15 protein-coding genes are annotated in these 14,946 nt (G+C 68.5%); 7 read left to right on the top strand and 8 right to left on the bottom strand.

Annotation, left to right across the window (positions count from 1 at the left end):
- Positions 1–97 precede the first annotated feature (97 nt).
- Positions 98–2,191, bottom strand: coding sequence for a DUF4082 domain-containing protein (locus tag IMZ11_RS15425; protein ID WP_228641936.1), 2,094 nt, complete (start codon positions 2,189–2,191; stop codon positions 98–100).
- Between IMZ11_RS15425 and IMZ11_RS15430 the strand changes: the two genes are divergently transcribed.
- Positions 2,182–2,529 carry a hypothetical protein gene (locus IMZ11_RS15430; RefSeq protein WP_228641938.1) on the top strand — a complete coding sequence of 116 codons (348 nt, stop codon included), beginning with the start codon at positions 2,182–2,184 and terminating at the stop codon, positions 2,527–2,529. The genes IMZ11_RS15425 and IMZ11_RS15430 overlap by 10 nt on opposite strands.
- Positions 2,530–2,864: 335 nt before the next feature.
- On the opposite strand, the gene IMZ11_RS15435 is transcribed toward IMZ11_RS15430, so the two are convergent.
- Positions 2,865–3,428 (bottom strand): lytic transglycosylase domain-containing protein, encoded by a 564-nt coding sequence (locus IMZ11_RS15435; protein WP_228641940.1) that lies wholly within the window; start codon positions 3,426–3,428, stop codon positions 2,865–2,867.
- 447 nt (positions 3,429–3,875) lie between these two features.
- On the opposite strand from IMZ11_RS15435, the gene IMZ11_RS15440 reads away from it, so the two are divergent.
- On the top strand, positions 3,876–4,367 hold the full coding sequence (locus tag IMZ11_RS15440) for a glutathione peroxidase (RefSeq protein WP_228641942.1): 492 nt from the start codon (positions 3,876–3,878) through the stop codon (positions 4,365–4,367).
- A 31-nt stretch (positions 4,368–4,398) separates the two neighbouring features.
- Here IMZ11_RS15440 and IMZ11_RS15445 read toward each other — a convergent pair whose 3' ends face one another.
- Positions 4,399–5,406: a LacI family DNA-binding transcriptional regulator gene (locus IMZ11_RS15445; RefSeq protein WP_228641944.1), complete on the bottom strand. Its 1,008-nt coding sequence runs from the start codon at positions 5,404–5,406 to the stop codon at positions 4,399–4,401.
- 223 nt (positions 5,407–5,629) lie between these two features.
- Between IMZ11_RS15445 and IMZ11_RS15450 the strand changes: the two genes are divergently transcribed.
- Positions 5,630–6,850 (top strand): ABC transporter ATP-binding protein, encoded by a 1,221-nt coding sequence (locus IMZ11_RS15450; RefSeq protein WP_228641946.1) that lies wholly within the window; start codon positions 5,630–5,632, stop codon positions 6,848–6,850.
- A 136-nt stretch (positions 6,851–6,986) separates the two neighbouring features.
- Here IMZ11_RS15450 and IMZ11_RS15455 read toward each other — a convergent pair whose 3' ends face one another.
- The gene (locus tag IMZ11_RS15455) at positions 6,987–7,136 is read right to left on the bottom strand and encodes a hypothetical protein (RefSeq protein WP_228641948.1); all 150 of its coding nucleotides are present in this window, start codon (positions 7,134–7,136) and stop codon (positions 6,987–6,989) included.
- A 16-nt stretch (positions 7,137–7,152) separates the two neighbouring features.
- Positions 7,153–7,776, bottom strand: coding sequence for a class E sortase (locus IMZ11_RS15460; RefSeq protein ID WP_228641950.1), 624 nt, complete (start codon positions 7,774–7,776; stop codon positions 7,153–7,155).
- Between the two features lie 773 nt (positions 7,777–8,549).
- On the opposite strand from IMZ11_RS15460, the gene IMZ11_RS46710 reads away from it, so the two are divergent.
- From IMZ11_RS46710 to IMZ11_RS15480, 4 genes are all read left to right on the top strand, one after another.
- The gene (locus tag IMZ11_RS46710) at positions 8,550–8,642 is read left to right on the top strand and encodes a hypothetical protein (RefSeq protein WP_374462276.1); all 93 of its coding nucleotides are present in this window, start codon (positions 8,550–8,552) and stop codon (positions 8,640–8,642) included.
- Positions 8,629–10,389: a DUF4012 domain-containing protein gene (locus IMZ11_RS15470; RefSeq protein ID WP_228641954.1), complete on the top strand. Its 1,761-nt coding sequence runs from the start codon at positions 8,629–8,631 to the stop codon at positions 10,387–10,389. Before IMZ11_RS46710 ends, IMZ11_RS15470 begins: the two co-directional genes overlap by 14 nt.
- Positions 10,390–10,467: 78 nt before the next feature.
- Complete coding sequence (locus tag IMZ11_RS15475; RefSeq protein WP_228641956.1) at positions 10,468–10,896, top strand: hypothetical protein; 429 nt, start codon at positions 10,468–10,470, stop codon at positions 10,894–10,896.
- Between the two features lie 69 nt (positions 10,897–10,965).
- Entirely contained in the window at positions 10,966–11,550 is a 585-nt protein-coding gene (locus IMZ11_RS15480) for a hypothetical protein (RefSeq protein WP_228641959.1), read from the top strand.
- Here IMZ11_RS15480 and IMZ11_RS15485 read toward each other — a convergent pair.
- From IMZ11_RS15485 to IMZ11_RS15495, 3 genes are read right to left on the bottom strand one after another with little or no spacing between them, the layout of a single operon-like run.
- Entirely contained in the window at positions 11,528–12,892 is a 1,365-nt protein-coding gene (locus IMZ11_RS15485) for a polysaccharide biosynthesis tyrosine autokinase (protein ID WP_228641961.1), read from the bottom strand. The genes IMZ11_RS15480 and IMZ11_RS15485 overlap by 23 nt on opposite strands.
- Positions 12,893–12,896: 4 nt before the next feature.
- The gene (locus IMZ11_RS15490) at positions 12,897–13,931 is read right to left on the bottom strand and encodes an MraY family glycosyltransferase (RefSeq protein ID WP_228641963.1); all 1,035 of its coding nucleotides are present in this window, start codon (positions 13,929–13,931) and stop codon (positions 12,897–12,899) included.
- Positions 13,928–14,911, bottom strand: coding sequence for an NAD(P)-dependent oxidoreductase (locus tag IMZ11_RS15495; protein WP_228641965.1), 984 nt, complete (start codon positions 14,909–14,911; stop codon positions 13,928–13,930). The genes IMZ11_RS15490 and IMZ11_RS15495 overlap by 4 nt, the downstream gene beginning before the upstream one ends.
- Positions 14,912–14,946 lie beyond the last annotated feature (35 nt).

Here is a 14,946-nt window from a genome sequence, read left to right on the forward strand (position 1 = left end):
TTTCTCTTGAAAGCGTATTTTCGGTTGGTCGAACTGGGAAGAGCAGGTCGAGATGATGTGTGTGGAACCGTGGGGCCCGGCCGGGTCGGCTGGGATGTCAGCTGATGTCGAAGACCACGTCGACCCAGTAGTTGGTGGACTGGTAGGTGTTCGTGGGGAACGTGTTGACGGCGCTGTAGGTGTAGACGCCGTTTCCGCCCTGGTCGCCGTCCTGGAAGGCGATCAATGACTGGTTGCTGTACTGGGAGGTGAAGTAGGGGCGAGTTATCGAGTAATTTCCGGATTTCGTGTGATATGAGGCGACATAGGTGGTGTTCGCGGTGATGGGGACGGCGGTGGGGAAATTCACCTGTTGCCAGCCGAACGCGGTCTCGTTGGTGGAGGTGGCGGTGGCGAGCTGCCGGCCGTCGGCGGTCCACAGGCTCGCGGTGTGGGTGCCGGTGTTGAGCGGCCCCTTGTAGAACCGGATGCCCCTGATCGTGCCGTTGGCGACCGCCTTGAATTTCACGCCCAGCGCCACGGCCTGTGGATCGCCCTGCGTCGTGACCGCCGGGGTCGTGGAGTTGCTCCACAAGCTGGCGGACGAGACGAAGACCACGTCTACCCAGTAGTTGCTGGCCTGAAAGGTGTTCGTGGGAAACGTGTTGACGGCGCTGTACTTGTAGACGCCGTTCCCGCCCTGGTCGCCGTCGGCCGGTCCGACGAGCGGGTCAGTGCTGCGCGGGGACGTGAAGTAGGGACGAGTTATCGAGTAGTTTCCGGATGCCGTGTGGTACGAGGCGACGTAAGTGGTGTTCGGAATTATGGGGACAGGGGTGGAAAAGTTCACCTGTTGCCAGCCGGACGCGGTCTCGTTGGTGGAGGTGGCGGTGGCGAGCTGCTGGCCGTCGATGGTCCACAGGCTCGCGGTGTGGGTGCCGGAGTTGAGCGGCCCCTTGTAGAAGCGGATGCCGGCGACCGCTCCGGCCGTGGCCGTCCTGAACTTCAGACCGAGCACCACGGGCTGCGGGTCGTTGACCGACGCGATGGCCGGGGTCGCCGAGTTGTCCCAGAGCGAGGCCGTCACCACCTGGGTGATCGGCTGCGACTTGCTGGGGGCGAAGTGGATGATCGCCTCGTTGTCGGGCGTGTTCCCGCCCAGATAGACGGCCGTGATCGAGTGCTCACCCGCGGACAGTGACGTGGTGTACGTGACCGACCCGACGCTCTGGTCGTAGACGATCGCGAGCACCGTGGTTCCGTCCTTGAAGGCCACCTGCCCCGCGGGAACGATGGAGCCGCTGACCGCGTTGACGGTGGCCGTGAACGTGACCGGCTGCCCCTGCGCCGAGGGGTTCTGCGAGACGGTGAGCGTCGTGGTGGTCGGCGGGTCGTTCGGGACGATGACGAGGGTGCTCGGCAGGCCGTTGTTCGTGCCCTGGATCTGGACGTCCTCGGCCAGCGCGAGGACGCGGCCGAAGATCGACGCGCCGAAGGAGATCGTGGCCGTGGCCTGCGTGAGGACGTTGCCGCGGAACGTGCAGTTCTGGCCGAAGTTCGTGTCGCCGGTGAACTCCCAGAACACGTTGTTCGCCTGAGCTCCGCCGACCAGGTCGATGTTGCTGACGTTCGCGGCGGCCAGCGTGTTGCCCCTGAAGATGAAGACCGCGTCCGGGTCGCTCTGCGCGTCGAGCGTCAGGGTGCCCGTGATCGTGAAATTGCCCCCTGCCGTGGTGTAGAGACCCGGGGTCTTGGTCGTGCCGCCGAGCTCCGCGTTCACGTTCGTGGCCCCGGTTCGCCCGGCGATGTCGTTGTAGGCGGCTACGGCGTCGGACCTGGCGCTCGCGGCGTTCGTGTCGTTGGCGTGGATGACGCCGGTGACGGCGCCCGGAGGGAATCCGGCGATGGACCCGCTCGGGCTGACCCCGAGGTTTCCCATGAGGCTGGTCTGGTTCACGTTTCTGACGAGCGTGGTGCCGAGGACGGCGTAGGACGACGCGGAGCCGAGGCTCACCGGTGCCTGGACGGCGGCGGCGGTGTCGGACATGACGACGATCGTCCCCAGCGCGAGGACCGCGGCGATCGCGGCCGCGAGCAGTGGCCGGCGACGGGCACGGATGGCACGCGGGATCAGCGTCACCGCGTGCGCGTGGTGTGCGGGCTCCGCCGCGTCGGGCGTTTGATGCGGGGCGTCGCGATGAGATGCGGACATACGACTCAACTCTTCAATCTTTGCCGTGCCGGCTCTTCTGGCCGGGCGCCGATGGCTGCAGAGATATGAAAAATGCGGCATTTGCCGTTTTTGGCCACCGCCGCCCGGCGGAGAGGCTCTTCCATCGCGCCGCCCGCACGACTTCGGGAGAATTGTGGCGGGTTGCGATTGACCACGACATTACCTCCGAGGAATCCCTGATCGCCAGAGGGTATGGTCATGGTCATTACGCGCTAAGAATTGCGAAATTTCCTGATATTTCGGCCTTTACAGTGCCAGTTTCAGGTCCGGTCGCGTTTAACGACCTTGTCAATGGCACGATCACGGCAAGAGCGTGATCGTGCAAGAGGGGCTCCGGCGCGACCCCGGATGAGTTCCGTGGGCTTCGTCATCGAGGGATGAACCCGGTCGGCGAATGGAGGGGGAAGAGATATCCGGCCGCGGCGCGGAATCGGCCCGCTCGGCTCGGACGGAAGAGATCCACGCTGTGATCGGCCTCGGCGGCCGGGGACCTCGAAGGCCGCAAGGAAAATCGAAATGCCGTGCATATGCAGAGAAGCGCCCGGGCCGCGGCCCGGGCGCTTCACGAGGAGCGGTCCCTTCCCCTGGTCACTCCTCGGTCTCAGAGGTGTCCACCACGTCCACGAGCTTCAGATCATGACGTGCGGAACCGTCAGTACCAGTTGTTGGATTGGAAGTGGCCCCACGCTCCGCACGGCGAGCCGTACCGGAGCCTGATGTACTTCAGCCCCCATCTGATCTGGGTCACCGGGTTGAACCGCCAGTCGACGCCGGTCCCGCTCATCTTGTTGCCGGGCAACGCCTGCGGGATGCCGTACGCCCCGGAACTCGGGTTCTCCGCCCGATGGTTCCAGCCGCTCTCCCTCGTCCACAGGCTGTCCAGGCACTGGAACTGGGTGCCCGGCCATGATCGACGGGCCACGAGGCGGAAGGCGTACGCCTTGTTGAGAATCGCGGGTGCCGCCGCGCTCACCCTGCGCTTGACGGCCTTGGCGCTGGTCCTCCAGACCGCGTTGTGCACCGTCGTTATCCCGCGTGCGGACATCGCGTCCGCCTGTTCGGCGGCCGCTTCGGCGGCCTCCGTCGTCGCCTGGTCGGTGGCCTGCGTGGCGGTCCGCTCGGTACTCGCGGCCGCGCCGCTTCCCGCGCCTCCGACCACGGAGACGGCGATGACCGCCGCCGCCGCGTTGCGCATGAGAACTCTGTTGCTGTCCAATTCGGTCCTTGTCGTCGGGTCGCGTGCGGAGGGGGCGCACTCGCGGTACGCCCGCCAGGCGGTCCAGCGCCCATGGCGTGGGCACGGCCGTCCGCTCGGCCTCACCGGATTCAACGTGCACTCCCGGGCAGGCGCCGCGACGGGTCCTTCAGCCGGATTGAAGTACGCCACCCCGCCCCGATCCGGTGAACTGCGACACACTGCAGAAAGTTGTTTGCCGCTCCCGCGATGACTTCTGGAGCTCCCAAGAGGATCCGCTGGTCAGGTGCCCTCGCGGGCGGGGACGTCGGTTCCGGAAAGTTGCCCGTGGCTTGGGGTTTGCCGCTCACACCCTGTCTGACCAGCGGATCCGTCCGCCGCGCGACCGTCGCGTGGCATGCTCGCGACGGAACTTTTACCGCCTCCCGCCGCGTCCCGCCGAATGGTGTTCTGGGTAAAGTCGGCGCCATGAGCATTCTCGAGATTCCGGTTCGGACCCTGGACGGAGCGGCGACCACGCTCGGCGACATCCTCGGAGGCCGGGCGGCGCTGGTGGTCAACGTGGCGTCGAAGTGCGGGCTCACCCCGCAGTACGGCGGCCTCGTCCGCCTCCAGGAAACCTACGGCGACCGCGGCTTCACGGTCGTCGGCGTGCCGTGCAACCAGTTCATGGGCCAGGAGCCCGGCTCCGCCGAGGAGATCCAGGAGTTCTGCTCCACGACCTACGGCGTGGACTTCCCCCTCCTGGAGAAGACCGACGTGAACGGCGACGACAGGCACCCGCTCTACGCGACCCTGACCGAGGTGTCCGACGCCGAGGGCGCCGCCGGCGACATCCAGTGGAACTTCGAGAAGTTCCTGGTGGACGGCGCGGGCGAGGTGGTCGCGCGGTTCCGGCCGCGTACCGAGCCCGAGGCGCCCGAGGTCGTCGAGGCGATCGAGAAGGTCACCACCGGCTGACTCGGCCTTCTCGGCGGCATGGCGGCCGATGTCACTGGCGTGGCCTCCTGGGCCCGCAGCTGGCCCGTACGACGAGTTCGGAGGGCAGCATGACCGTGCGCGGCCTGCGCCCCTGCCGCAGGACCAGTTCCGCGGCACGGTAGCCGATGTCCTGGGCGGGCTGAGCGATCACCGTGAGCGGGGGAGAGCACAGCTCGGCCCAGGGCACGTCGTCGAACATGATCAGTGAGACGTCGCGCGGGACGCGCACGTCCAGCTCCCTGGCGGCCAGGACGGTCGCCTCGCCCAGGATGTTGCCGCCGGTAAGCACGGCGGTGACGTCGGGGCGGCGCTGCAGCAGGCCCGCCGCCGCGGCGTAGGCCGAATCCCGGCTCGCCCGCGCGTGGACGACGAGTTCGTCCTCCACGGGCACGCCGAGCGCCTTGAGCGCGCCGGTGAACGCCGCCACGCGCTGCGACTGGCCGCGCCGGGCCAGGAAGGCGATCTTCCGGTGGCCGAGACCGGTCAGGTACTCCACCGCGGTCCGCACCCCGCCGCGGTCGTCGGCCAGCACGGCGGGCACGTCCGGCACGTCAGGCTCCGCCCTCCGGCTCGCGAAGACGACGTTCACCCCGGCGCGCAACACCGGATCCCACGCGTCGCCGTCGCCGGACGGCACCGCGATGACCCGGTCCATGCTCTGCTCGATGAGCGTGCCGATCATCTCGCTCTCCCGCTCGGGATCGTCGCCGGTGACGCCGATCGTGACCGGCTCGCCGTACGAGCGGGCGCAGGACAGCACACCGTCGGCCAGTCGCGCGTAGAAGCTGTCGGTGATGTCGGGGACGAGCAGGCCGACGCCGCCGGTGCGCCGCTGGCGGAGGTTCCGGCCGAGCGCGCTCGGGTGGTAGTCGAGCCGCGCCGCCGCCGCCAGCACCTTCTCCCTGGTCTCGGCGCTCGCCGACCCGCCCGACAGCACGCGGGACACGGTCGCGACGCCCACACCCGCGGCCTCCGCCACATCCTTGATCGTCGTACGGCGCTGCACTGGCATCTGCATGGAAACGATTCCATCATCTTTCCATCGCCGTCGCCAGTCTCAGAATGGTAACGAGGCCCGTGTGACAAGCGGAATAAGTTGACAGGTCCCGATCTGTCCGCTGTGATTCTTGAAAACGTATCCACTTCCTGTGGTCATCCCCAGGAGAGGAAGCCCAGCCCGCATCGGGGGGACCCAGACTGCTGGACGGGGCGGAATCGTCAGGAAGCGACGAAGGACTGAGATGGCTTCTATCGTTCTGAACGGCGTCGACAAGATCTACGCGGGCGGCGTCAAGGCAGTGAACGGCCTGAACCTGGAGATCAGGGACGGTGAGTTCATGGTGCTGGTCGGCCCGTCCGGCTGCGGCAAGTCCACGGCCCTGCGCATGATCGCGGGCCTCGAGGACATCAGCGGCGGCGAGATCGTCATCGGCGACCGGGTGGTCAACCACCTGCCCCCGAAGGACCGCGACATCGCGATGGTGTTCCAGAACTACGCGCTCTACCCCCACATGACGGTCGAGGAGAACCTCGCCTTCGGCCTCAAGCTCCGCAAGATGCCCAAGGCCGAGATCGCCAAGCGGGTCAACGAGGCCGCCAAGATGCTCGGCCTGGAGCAGTACCTCAAGCGCAAGCCGGCCGCCCTCTCCGGTGGTCAGCGCCAGCGTGTCGCCATGGGCCGCGCCATCGTCCGCGAGCCGCAGGCGTTCCTGATGGACGAGCCGCTTTCCAACCTGGACGCCAAGCTCCGCGTCTCCATGCGCGCCTCGCTGAACCAGCTCCACGAGCGTCTCGGCGTCACCACGGTCTACGTCACCCACGACCAGGTCGAGGCCATGACCCTCGGCGACCGCGTCTGCGTCCTGCGCGACGGCCTGCTCCAGCAGGTCGACACCCCGCAGAACCTGTTCGACAACCCGGTCAACCTGTTCGTCGCGGGCTTCATGGGCTCGCCGTCGATGAACTTCACCTACGCCGAGCTGGTCAGGGACGGCAGCGGCGCCGCCGTCGCGTTCGCCAGCTACCGGCTCCCGGTCCCGGAATCCACCTTCGCGGAGAAGCCGGGCCTCGACCGCTACATCGGCAAGAAGATCATCCTCGGCATCCGCCCGTCCGACTTCGAGGACTCGGTCGCCGCGAACGGCAACGCCTCCGGCTGGGTCCGCCTCGCGGTCCGCGCGAACGTGACCGAGGAGCTGGGCTCCGAGATCAACGTGCTGTTCACGATCGACGCCCCGCCGGTCGAGCACAAGGACACCGTGGCCGCGCAGAACGACGGTGACGAGGAGGAGACGACCCTGCCGCTGGCCGGGGACAAGTCCCTGTGGACCGCCCGCGTCAACGCCCGCAGCCACGTCCGTCCCGGCCAGAACATCGACCTGGTCGTCGACACCCACAACCTGCACTTCTTCGACGTCGACTCCGGCCTGTCCATCGGACACGAGGCCAACGTCGGCCGCTGAGCCGCACGGCTCACCTTCCCGGGGCCCTCGCCGCCTTCCCCCTCTCGCGGCGAGGGCCTTCCGGCTTCTTCCGGTTCTTCCGGCCCTTCACGCGCGCCGGCGGCTCACCAGGGGACAGGGGCGCCGGCGGGCAGGGTCACCAGGGCTGGTCGACGGGCACCCGGGGCGCCAGCCAGGGGAATACGACGTACCAGAGCAGACCCGCCGCGATCCCGATGAGCAGCAGGAAGACGACGAGCCGAGCCGCGGTGCCGCCGGGCAGCCGCCGCCAGATGAATCCGTACATGTCGGCCTTTCCCGGTTCAGGTGCGGCGTTCCCGGTCGGCGAGCACGCCGTGGACGATCAGGCGCTCGCTGGCGGAATACATCGGATTGCATGTGGTCATGGTGATCAGTGCCTTCGAGGGCGGTTCGGAGGGGTGGCCCGGCACCGGGGCGATGACGTCCAACCGGGTGGGGAGGACGACCTCCTTGCGGGTGACCCGGTAGGTGTACCGGGCCTCGTGGGTGTCCACCACGATGTCGTCACCGCGTCGCAACTCGCCGATGCGGTTGAACGGCGCCAAATACGTCGTCCGGTGCCCTGAGACGACGAAATTTCCTGTCTGTCCGGGCAATGCCGTGCCCGGATAGTGACCGGGACCCTCGCGCAATGCCTCGGCGTCCACGCCCTCGACGATGGCGAACGTGTAATCGGAACCCAGTCGGGGGATGCGGAGCAACGCGAGCGCGCTGCCGAGTCTGACCCTCCCGAGGCTCCTTTTCCCGTTCTTCTCGTGAATCTCCTGCTCGAACTGCTGTCGCAGGACGCGTTGGTGCCGCTCGGTGTAGGAGCCGGTGCCCCAGAGCAGATACGCGCAGAACATCAGCAGGACGACCCCGGCGGTGCCGCCGATCTCGCAGACGACTCGGAGAGCCGCCCTCACGGCGCTGTGGGTTTCGGCTGGTCACACACGCATCGAGTATCGCCGGACCGAGTGTCGGGAGGCGGCCTCGGTGACGGCGTTGGCCGATTCTTTAGTGACACGTCGCCGGACGGACATTCAGGTGCGCATATCAGCGCGTGCTCCTTCACAACCAGCCACGGCACCCGAAACCGACGTAAAGCCGAACGAATATCGGCGAGACGCTCCGCGAGCAGCGGTCGAAGCGTGGATGCTCCATGCGGCGATCGGATCCGCGGCACCGAAATAAGGCGATCGTCAACAAAGGGAGAACGGTCAGTGATCAGTCCGTAAGAAGCACGTGCCTGGCGGGGAACCTCTCAGCTTGCCGCATATAAAGCTTACGAGGTGAACGTGTCGCTGACATTTCGCCCAAATCGCCCATGGCGCGACCTATTACCATCGGGGAGTCCTAAGTGGTACGAAAAAACGCGATACCTATTCTGTTGTCGATGATGACGGCGGGAGCATTGTCTCTCGGACCCGTGGCGGCGGCGACCGCCGAAGCCGCCCTGCCGGTACCAGAGGGCATCGTGGTCGGGCAGCCGTATCCGCCGCTCCCCAACCTGCACCAGAACCTTCATCAAAGCCAGTCCCAGTCCCACGGGCAGCAGGGCAGGCAGCACCAGCGCAACAGGCAACACAACAGGTCGAACAGCTGGTCGCGCAGCGGCAACTGCAGCCCCAGCTGTGGGGGCTGCAGCGGTTGCCAGGCCAAGGGAGAGCTGCCGATGACGGGCGCTCCCGTGGCGGCGATGGCCACCGCCGGCGGAGGACTGCTCGCCGCCGCGGCGGCCGGACTCATCCTCACCGCGAGGCGTCGTCGATCCTCCCATGTGGGGCGGTAACCGTCGCCGTCTGGCCCTCATCGGCCTGTCGCTCCCAGCCGCCGGCCTCGTGCTGGCCGGCGGCTGGTCGGCACATCTCGGCCTGAGCGTGCGGGACCATCTGGAGGCCGCGAAGAACGCGTTCCTTCTGCTGGAATCGGAGGATCCCCGGGAACTGGCCGGGCCGTTGGCGGAAGCGCGGCGGCACGCGGCCGAGGCCCGGCGGCTGACCAGCGGTCCCGGCTGGTGGCTCGTCGCCCACGCTCCGTTCGTCGGAGACGCGGCGACCACCACGCAGGGGCTGGCCGAGGCCGCCGACGAGCTCAGCGATGTTCTCGGCGGGGTCTACCGCAGGGCCGCGCCGTTCCTGACGGCGAACACCCTCTCGATGAGCAACATGCGGCAGTTGCTCGACGGTCTCGACGCCGCGGCCCCGGTGCTGGACGACGGCGCCGCCCGCCTCGCCACGGCGAGCTCCCGCCTCGCCGCCACTCCGGCGGACACCGGCGTGGACCTGCTGGACCAGGCACGCGGTACGGCGCTGCGCGAAATGGATCGGCTGCACGACCGCCTCGGCGCGGCCGCGGACGCCGCCGTGCTGCTGCCGCCGATGCTGGGGCATGACGGCCCCCGCCGCTATTTCCTCGCGTTCCAGACCAACGCGGAGGCCCGTGGAACGGGAGGCCTGGTCGGAGCGTACGGCGTCCTCAGGGCCGACCACGGCAGGCTCGGGATCCAGCGGCTGTCCGCGGAGAACGGTCTCGCGAGTCCGACGCCGGTCGTCGATCACGGGGAGGCGTACCGCGCTCGTTACGGGCCGAGCGCGACGTCGCTGCTCTCCGTTTCCAACCTCTCCCCGCATTTCCCGTACGCGGCGGCCACGTGGGCCGGGCTCTGGGAGCGCCGGTACGACCACAAGCTGGACGGGGTCGTGGCCACCGATCCCGTGGGCCTCTCCCATCTGCTGGAGCTGATCGGCCCCGTCACCCTCCCCGACGGCGAGACGGTGACCGCGGGCAACGTCGTCGATCTCACCGAGCGGACGGCGTACGCCCGATATCCGAACACGGCGGAACGCAAGCGGTTCCTCATCACGGTCGCCGGCGCCGTCAGCGAGGCGATCAGCCGATCCCTCGCCGAGCCCGCGCGCTTGCTGCCCGTCCTGTCCCGGCTCGTGGACGAGCGGAGGATCCAGATCTGGAGCCGCGACCCCGCCGAGGAGCAGCGGCTGGCGGCCACCCCGCTCGGCGGCGCGCTTCCGCGACAGCCGGGACCCTTCGCCGGACTGGTGGTCAACAATTCGGCGGGCGGAAAGCTCGACTACTACCTGCGGCGCTCCCTCACCTACAGTCTGGACGCGTGCCGGGACGACGGGCTGCGCGCCACGACAGTGCGCGTCCGGCTGGACAACGACGTGCCCCGAGGGGAGTTGCCGAGCTATGTCACCGGCCGGCTCGACTCGCCGCAGGGGAACCACGCCCTCGGCTCCAACCTGCTGTGGGTGTCGCTTTACGCCACCCCGGGCGCGAGGCTGAGCGGAGTACGCCTCGACGGTCACAAGTCCGCCGTCATCATCGAGGCGGAACGATCCCATCCGGTCTACTCCACGTTGCTGGAGTTCGCTCCCCGGCAGACGCGGACGCTGGAATTCAGACTGGTGGAACCCGTCACCGCCGAGCCGCCGGCGGCTCCCGTGCAGCCGCTCGTCCGGCCACAGCGCACCCGGATCACCGAGAACCACCATGGTTGCCCGGCACCGCCGTCGTGACGGGAGACGATGCCGGAAAGGGTAAACCCCGGCGTGCCACGCAGGATCGCCAGGAGACGACGATCTACCGTCGCGTTCATGGAGGGTATCCGCGAGTACGTTGAAATCAGCGAGCCCGCGGAGAGGGCGCTGTCCAGGAAGCGCGGCATGCGCAGGGCGATCATCGGCTGTGGAGTCGCCGGCCTCGCCCTCTCGGCGGGCATGGTCCTGGGCGGCCGCGCGCTGCTCGGCTCGTACGAGCGCGGCGTCGAGCGTGTTCCCGGGGTGGTCCCTCCGGTGGGTGAGCGCCATCACCCCGCCGCCCGGCCGGTGGGGGAGGACCGCGGTGGGAAGGCCGCTGGGGCCGCCGGCGAGGTCCGGAACAGCAGAGCCGCGAAGAAGGACGAGCCGCCGGTCGCGCCCGGCGCAGGCGACGGGGAGAACCGGTGGCGCCCGATGGCGCGCCGCCCGGAGTGTTCCCCGTTCCTGGAGATTCCCGGGTTCCCGTGCCGTGACAGGGCACGATGACGATCAACAGTGTTCGACGTCCCGCGCACCCCGGCGCTGTGGCTCCAGATGGGAAAGGCGGTACCGCCGATGTCGTCTCAGGCTGACAAGGGTTTCCACGTCCTCATCGTGTGCACGGGCAACATCTGCCGCTCACCGATGGCGGAGCGGCTGGCCCGGGCCGCCATCGGAGCGGGCTCGCCGGTCAAGGTGACCAGCGCGGGCACCCGCGCCGCGCGGGGAATGCCGATGGCCGAGCGAGCGCGGGAGGCGCTGGTCCGGCTCGGCGGCGATCCCGGCGGGTTCGCCTCCCGCCCGCTCACCGAGGAGCTGGTCGCCGACTCCGACCTCGTGCTCGCGGCCACCGCCGAGCACCGGGCCGAGGTGGCGGCCCTGCACCCTCCCGCCGTCGCCCGGGTCTTCACCATCGCCGAGTTCGGCGTGCTGACCCGGGGTGTGCCGGCCGAGGCGATCGTCTGCCACCGGGATCCCGTACGGCGGGCCCGCGCGCTCGTGGCCGAGGCCGGAGCGCGCCGCGGGCTGGTCCGGGTGGACCAGCCCGACATCGCCGACCCCTACGGTCGTTCCCGGCGTGCCTACCGTGTGGCGGGACGGGCGATCGCCGACGCGTTGTCCGTCCCGCTCACGCTCATCACGCATTCACCGGCGTCTTGACGTCCGTGGAGTAGCCGTAGCCGTAGCCGTAGTAGTTCCCGCTCTTCGCCGGGGCGAAGTTCAGCACCGCGCCCACCAGCCGGGCGTTGACCGACGTCAGCAACTCCACGGCGCGGCCCACGTGCTCGCGCCGGGTCTTGCCGTACCGCGCGACGAGCAGCGTGGCGTCGCAGACGGCGGCGAGCGCCGCGGCGTCGGTGACGGGCAGCAGCGGCGGCGCGTCGATGACCACGATGTCGTAGTTCCGCGAGAGCTGGGCCAGCACCGTCCGCATGTTCTGCGAGCCGAGCAGCTCGCTGGGATTCGGCGGGACCTTGCCACTCGGCAGGACGGAGATGCCCGGGGTGCCCCAGACCTGGGTGACGTCCTGCAGCGCCGCCTTGTCGATGAGCACGTCGGTGAGGCCGGCGGCGCCCTCGATCCCGAGATAGCTCGGGATGCGGGGCCTGCGGAGATCGGCGTCCACCAGGACCACCCGCCATCCGGCCTGCGCCAGGGTGATCGCGAGGTTGACGGACGTCGAGGACTTGCCCTCGCTCGGCAGGGAGCTGGTGACGATGAGCGTCTTCGGCTGCCGGTCGACCCCGATGAACTGCAGGTTCGTCCGCAGCGAGCGGAATGCCTCCGCCCGCGTGGAGTGGCCCGCCTCCCGGACGACGAGGGGATGCCGCTGAGCGTCCTTCTCGTAGCCGATGATCCCGAGGATCGAGGTCTTCGACGTGTCCTGCAGCGTCTCGATGGTCTTGATCGTCGTGTCCAGCCGGTCGCGCAGGACGATCGTGCCCATCGCGAGGAGCAGCGCGAGCAACAGGGCGACGGCCTGGTTGACCAGCGGCTTGGGGCTGACCGGAACCGTGGGGACCGTCGCCCTGTCGACCACCGTGACCTTGACGGCGGGTCGGCTCCTGGGCGTCGGCCGTTCGATCTGGTCGATCAGCTGCGAGAACGTTTCGCCGAGGTTGTTGGCGAGCCGGGCGGCGCGCACCGGGTCGGCGTCGGTCACGGTGGCACGCAGGAGCACGGTTCCGGGGATGGCCTCAGCCGTGACAGCCGACTGGAGGCGGCCGAGGTCGGCCGGATCGGTGATCTTGCTGAGCACCCTGCGGCTTGTCAGAAGGCTCGCGTAGGACGTGACGCGCTGCGCGGACAGCATCCCCGACTGGTAGGCCGTGGACAGGTCGGATTCCTTGTCGGTGCCGGACACGATCATCGAGGTCGTCGCCGTGTAGGAGGGCGGCGTGTTCGCCGTCACCACCACCGCCGCGGACGACGCGATGATCAGGGATAGCACGATGAGCGGCCAGCTCCTGCGGGCAAGCCGTAGGTAATGGAGCAGTTCCACCGGTCTAAGGTCGCCTTTCATATGTGACTTTGGGAAGTTTCTGGGGCTGTCCGTAGATGGGCACCCGTTGCGGCAGTGTGATGAGGACGAGGGCCGAGACGATGGCGGAGATCATCGCGATGATCGGCGAGATCCAGTGCAACGCCATGGCCAGGCCGAGCGTCCCGGTCGCGCCGGCGACCGAGGCGAGCAGCAGCGCCGTCAGCCTGGCGCCGAATCCGAGCCGGCGTAGCCGGTGGGACACATGGTCCGTCCCTCCCTGGAACACCGGACGGCCCGCCCTCCTGCGTGACAGCGTCACCACGCCGGTATCGACGGTGGCGACGAAGGTCGGAAGCAGCAGTCCGGCGATCGCCGTGCCGGTTCCCTCGCCGGTGACCAGCAGGGCCGCCAGGCAGGCGGTGGTGAATCCGATGAACAGCGATCCCGCGTCTCCCATGAACACCTTCGCCGGCGCCCAGTTGTGCGGCAGGAAGCCGAAGCCGGAGGCCGCCAGGGTGACCAGGAGCAGCCCGGCCCCGTACTCGCCGCGGACGAAGGCCGCCACGGCGAGGGGCGCGGCGCCGGCCAGCGCGATGGCGCCCAGAGCACCGTCCATGTTGTCGAGCAGATTGAAGGAATTGGCGATGACGACGATCCATATGATGGTGATCGGCCCGTCCAGCCAGGTCCTGGTGATCGATGCCTCGACCCCGCTGAGCACGACCCCGGTCGCCGTCACCGACTCGACCACCAGCCGCGTCGACTTGGGAAGCGGTGAGATGTCGTCGATGAGGCCGAGCAGGGCGATCGCGGTCGCGCCGATCATGATGGCGGTCGTCCGATGATCGCCGAAGCCGAGCAGCACGAGCGCCGGCACGACGGTACCCAGCATGATCGCGATGCCGCCGAGGTAGGGCACGGGCCTGACGTGCGTCTTGTAGCCCCCCGGCCGGTCGGTGATGCCCCAGCGCAGCGCCAGGCGTCCCAGCGCATGGGTGCCCCCGGTGGCCAGCAGGAACGCGGCCGTTCCCGCGCCCGCGACGGTGACGCCGTTCACCGCTGTGATGCCTCGGCGCGGGCCTCGTCGATGATGGCCCGCAGGATGTCGTCGAGTGTCCGCACGGGAGCCCAGCCGGTCAGCGCCCGAAGCTTCGTCGTGTCCGGCACCCGTCGCGTCATGTCCTCGAAGCCCAGCTCGTACGCCTCGGCGTACGGGATGAGGTCCACTCTGGACGTGCTGCCCGTGAGCTCGCTGATCAGCTTGGCCAGTTCCAGGATGCTGACCTCGTCGCCGACGCCGATGTTGTAGGTGTTCCCCACCGCGTCGTCGTGGTCCAGGAGCAGCAGGAGCGCGCGGACGACGTCCTCGACGTGCGCGAAGCATCGGGTCTGTGTGCCGTCGCCGTACACGGTGAGGGGCACGCCGCTGACGGCCTGCCTGACGAGGCGTGGGATGACCATGCCGTACGCGGGGCTCTGCCGGGGTCCCACCGTGTTGAACAGGCGGACGATGATCGCCCGCAGGCCGCGCTCCTTGTGGTAGGTGTTGGCCAAGATCTCGTCCACGGCCTTGGCGGTGCTGTAGGCCCACCGGGCCACCGTCGGGCTGCCGAGGATCCGGTCGGCGGACTCGGCGAGGGCTCCGCTGGAGTTCTTGCCGTAGATCTCGCTCGTGCTGGTCACGAGGATCTTGCGTCGGTAGCGGTGAGCCGCCTCGATCACGATCTCCGAGCCGCGGATGTTCGTGGTGAACGAGCGCAGCGGCTGCTCGACGATCAGTTTGACCCCGACGGCCGCCGCGAGATGGACGACCACGTCACACTGATGGACGAGCTCGTCGACCATCAGCTCGTCGAGCACCGACCCCTGCACGAAACGCAGGTTCGGGTGCGGGGTGAGGTTGGTGAGCCGGCCCGTCGACAGGTTGTCGAGCACCACGACCGAGTCACCGCGTGCGAGCAGCGCGTCGCTCAGGTGGGAGCCGACGAAACCGCTCCCTCCAGTGATCAGGTACGTGCTACTTGGTGATGTGGTCACCGAATTCTCCTGGGACATATGTGTTGAGAGGGTGA

It is taken from the genome of Microtetraspora sp. AC03309, from assembly GCF_020826795.1.
Classification (GTDB): domain Bacteria; phylum Actinomycetota; class Actinomycetes; order Streptosporangiales; family Streptosporangiaceae; genus Microtetraspora; species Microtetraspora glauca.

Bases quoted from the DNA above. Each gene is read 5' to 3' on its own strand.
- IMZ11_RS15455 (WP_228641948.1), bottom strand. From the start codon at position 7,136: ATGTACGGATTCATCTGGCGGCGGCTGCCCGGCGGCACCGCGGCTCGG.
- IMZ11_RS15445 (WP_228641944.1), bottom strand. From the start codon at position 5,406: ATGCAGATGCCAGTGCAGCGCCGTACGACGATCAAGGATGTGGCGGAG.
- IMZ11_RS15450 (WP_228641946.1), top strand. From the start codon at position 5,630: ATGGCTTCTATCGTTCTGAACGGCGTCGACAAGATCTACGCGGGCGGC.
- IMZ11_RS15475 (WP_228641956.1), top strand. From the start codon at position 10,468: ATGGAGGGTATCCGCGAGTACGTTGAAATCAGCGAGCCCGCGGAGAGG.
- IMZ11_RS46710 (WP_374462276.1), top strand. From the start codon at position 8,550: ATGGCCACCGCCGGCGGAGGACTGCTCGCCGCCGCGGCGGCCGGACTC.
- IMZ11_RS15480 (WP_228641959.1), top strand. From the start codon at position 10,966: ATGTCGTCTCAGGCTGACAAGGGTTTCCACGTCCTCATCGTGTGCACG.
- IMZ11_RS15440 (WP_228641942.1), top strand. From the start codon at position 3,876: ATGAGCATTCTCGAGATTCCGGTTCGGACCCTGGACGGAGCGGCGACC.
- IMZ11_RS15430 (WP_228641938.1), top strand. From the start codon at position 2,182: ATGCGGACATACGACTCAACTCTTCAATCTTTGCCGTGCCGGCTCTTC.
- IMZ11_RS15425 (WP_228641936.1), bottom strand. From the start codon at position 2,191: ATGTCCGCATCTCATCGCGACGCCCCGCATCAAACGCCCGACGCGGCG.
- IMZ11_RS15470 (WP_228641954.1), top strand. From the start codon at position 8,629: ATGTGGGGCGGTAACCGTCGCCGTCTGGCCCTCATCGGCCTGTCGCTC.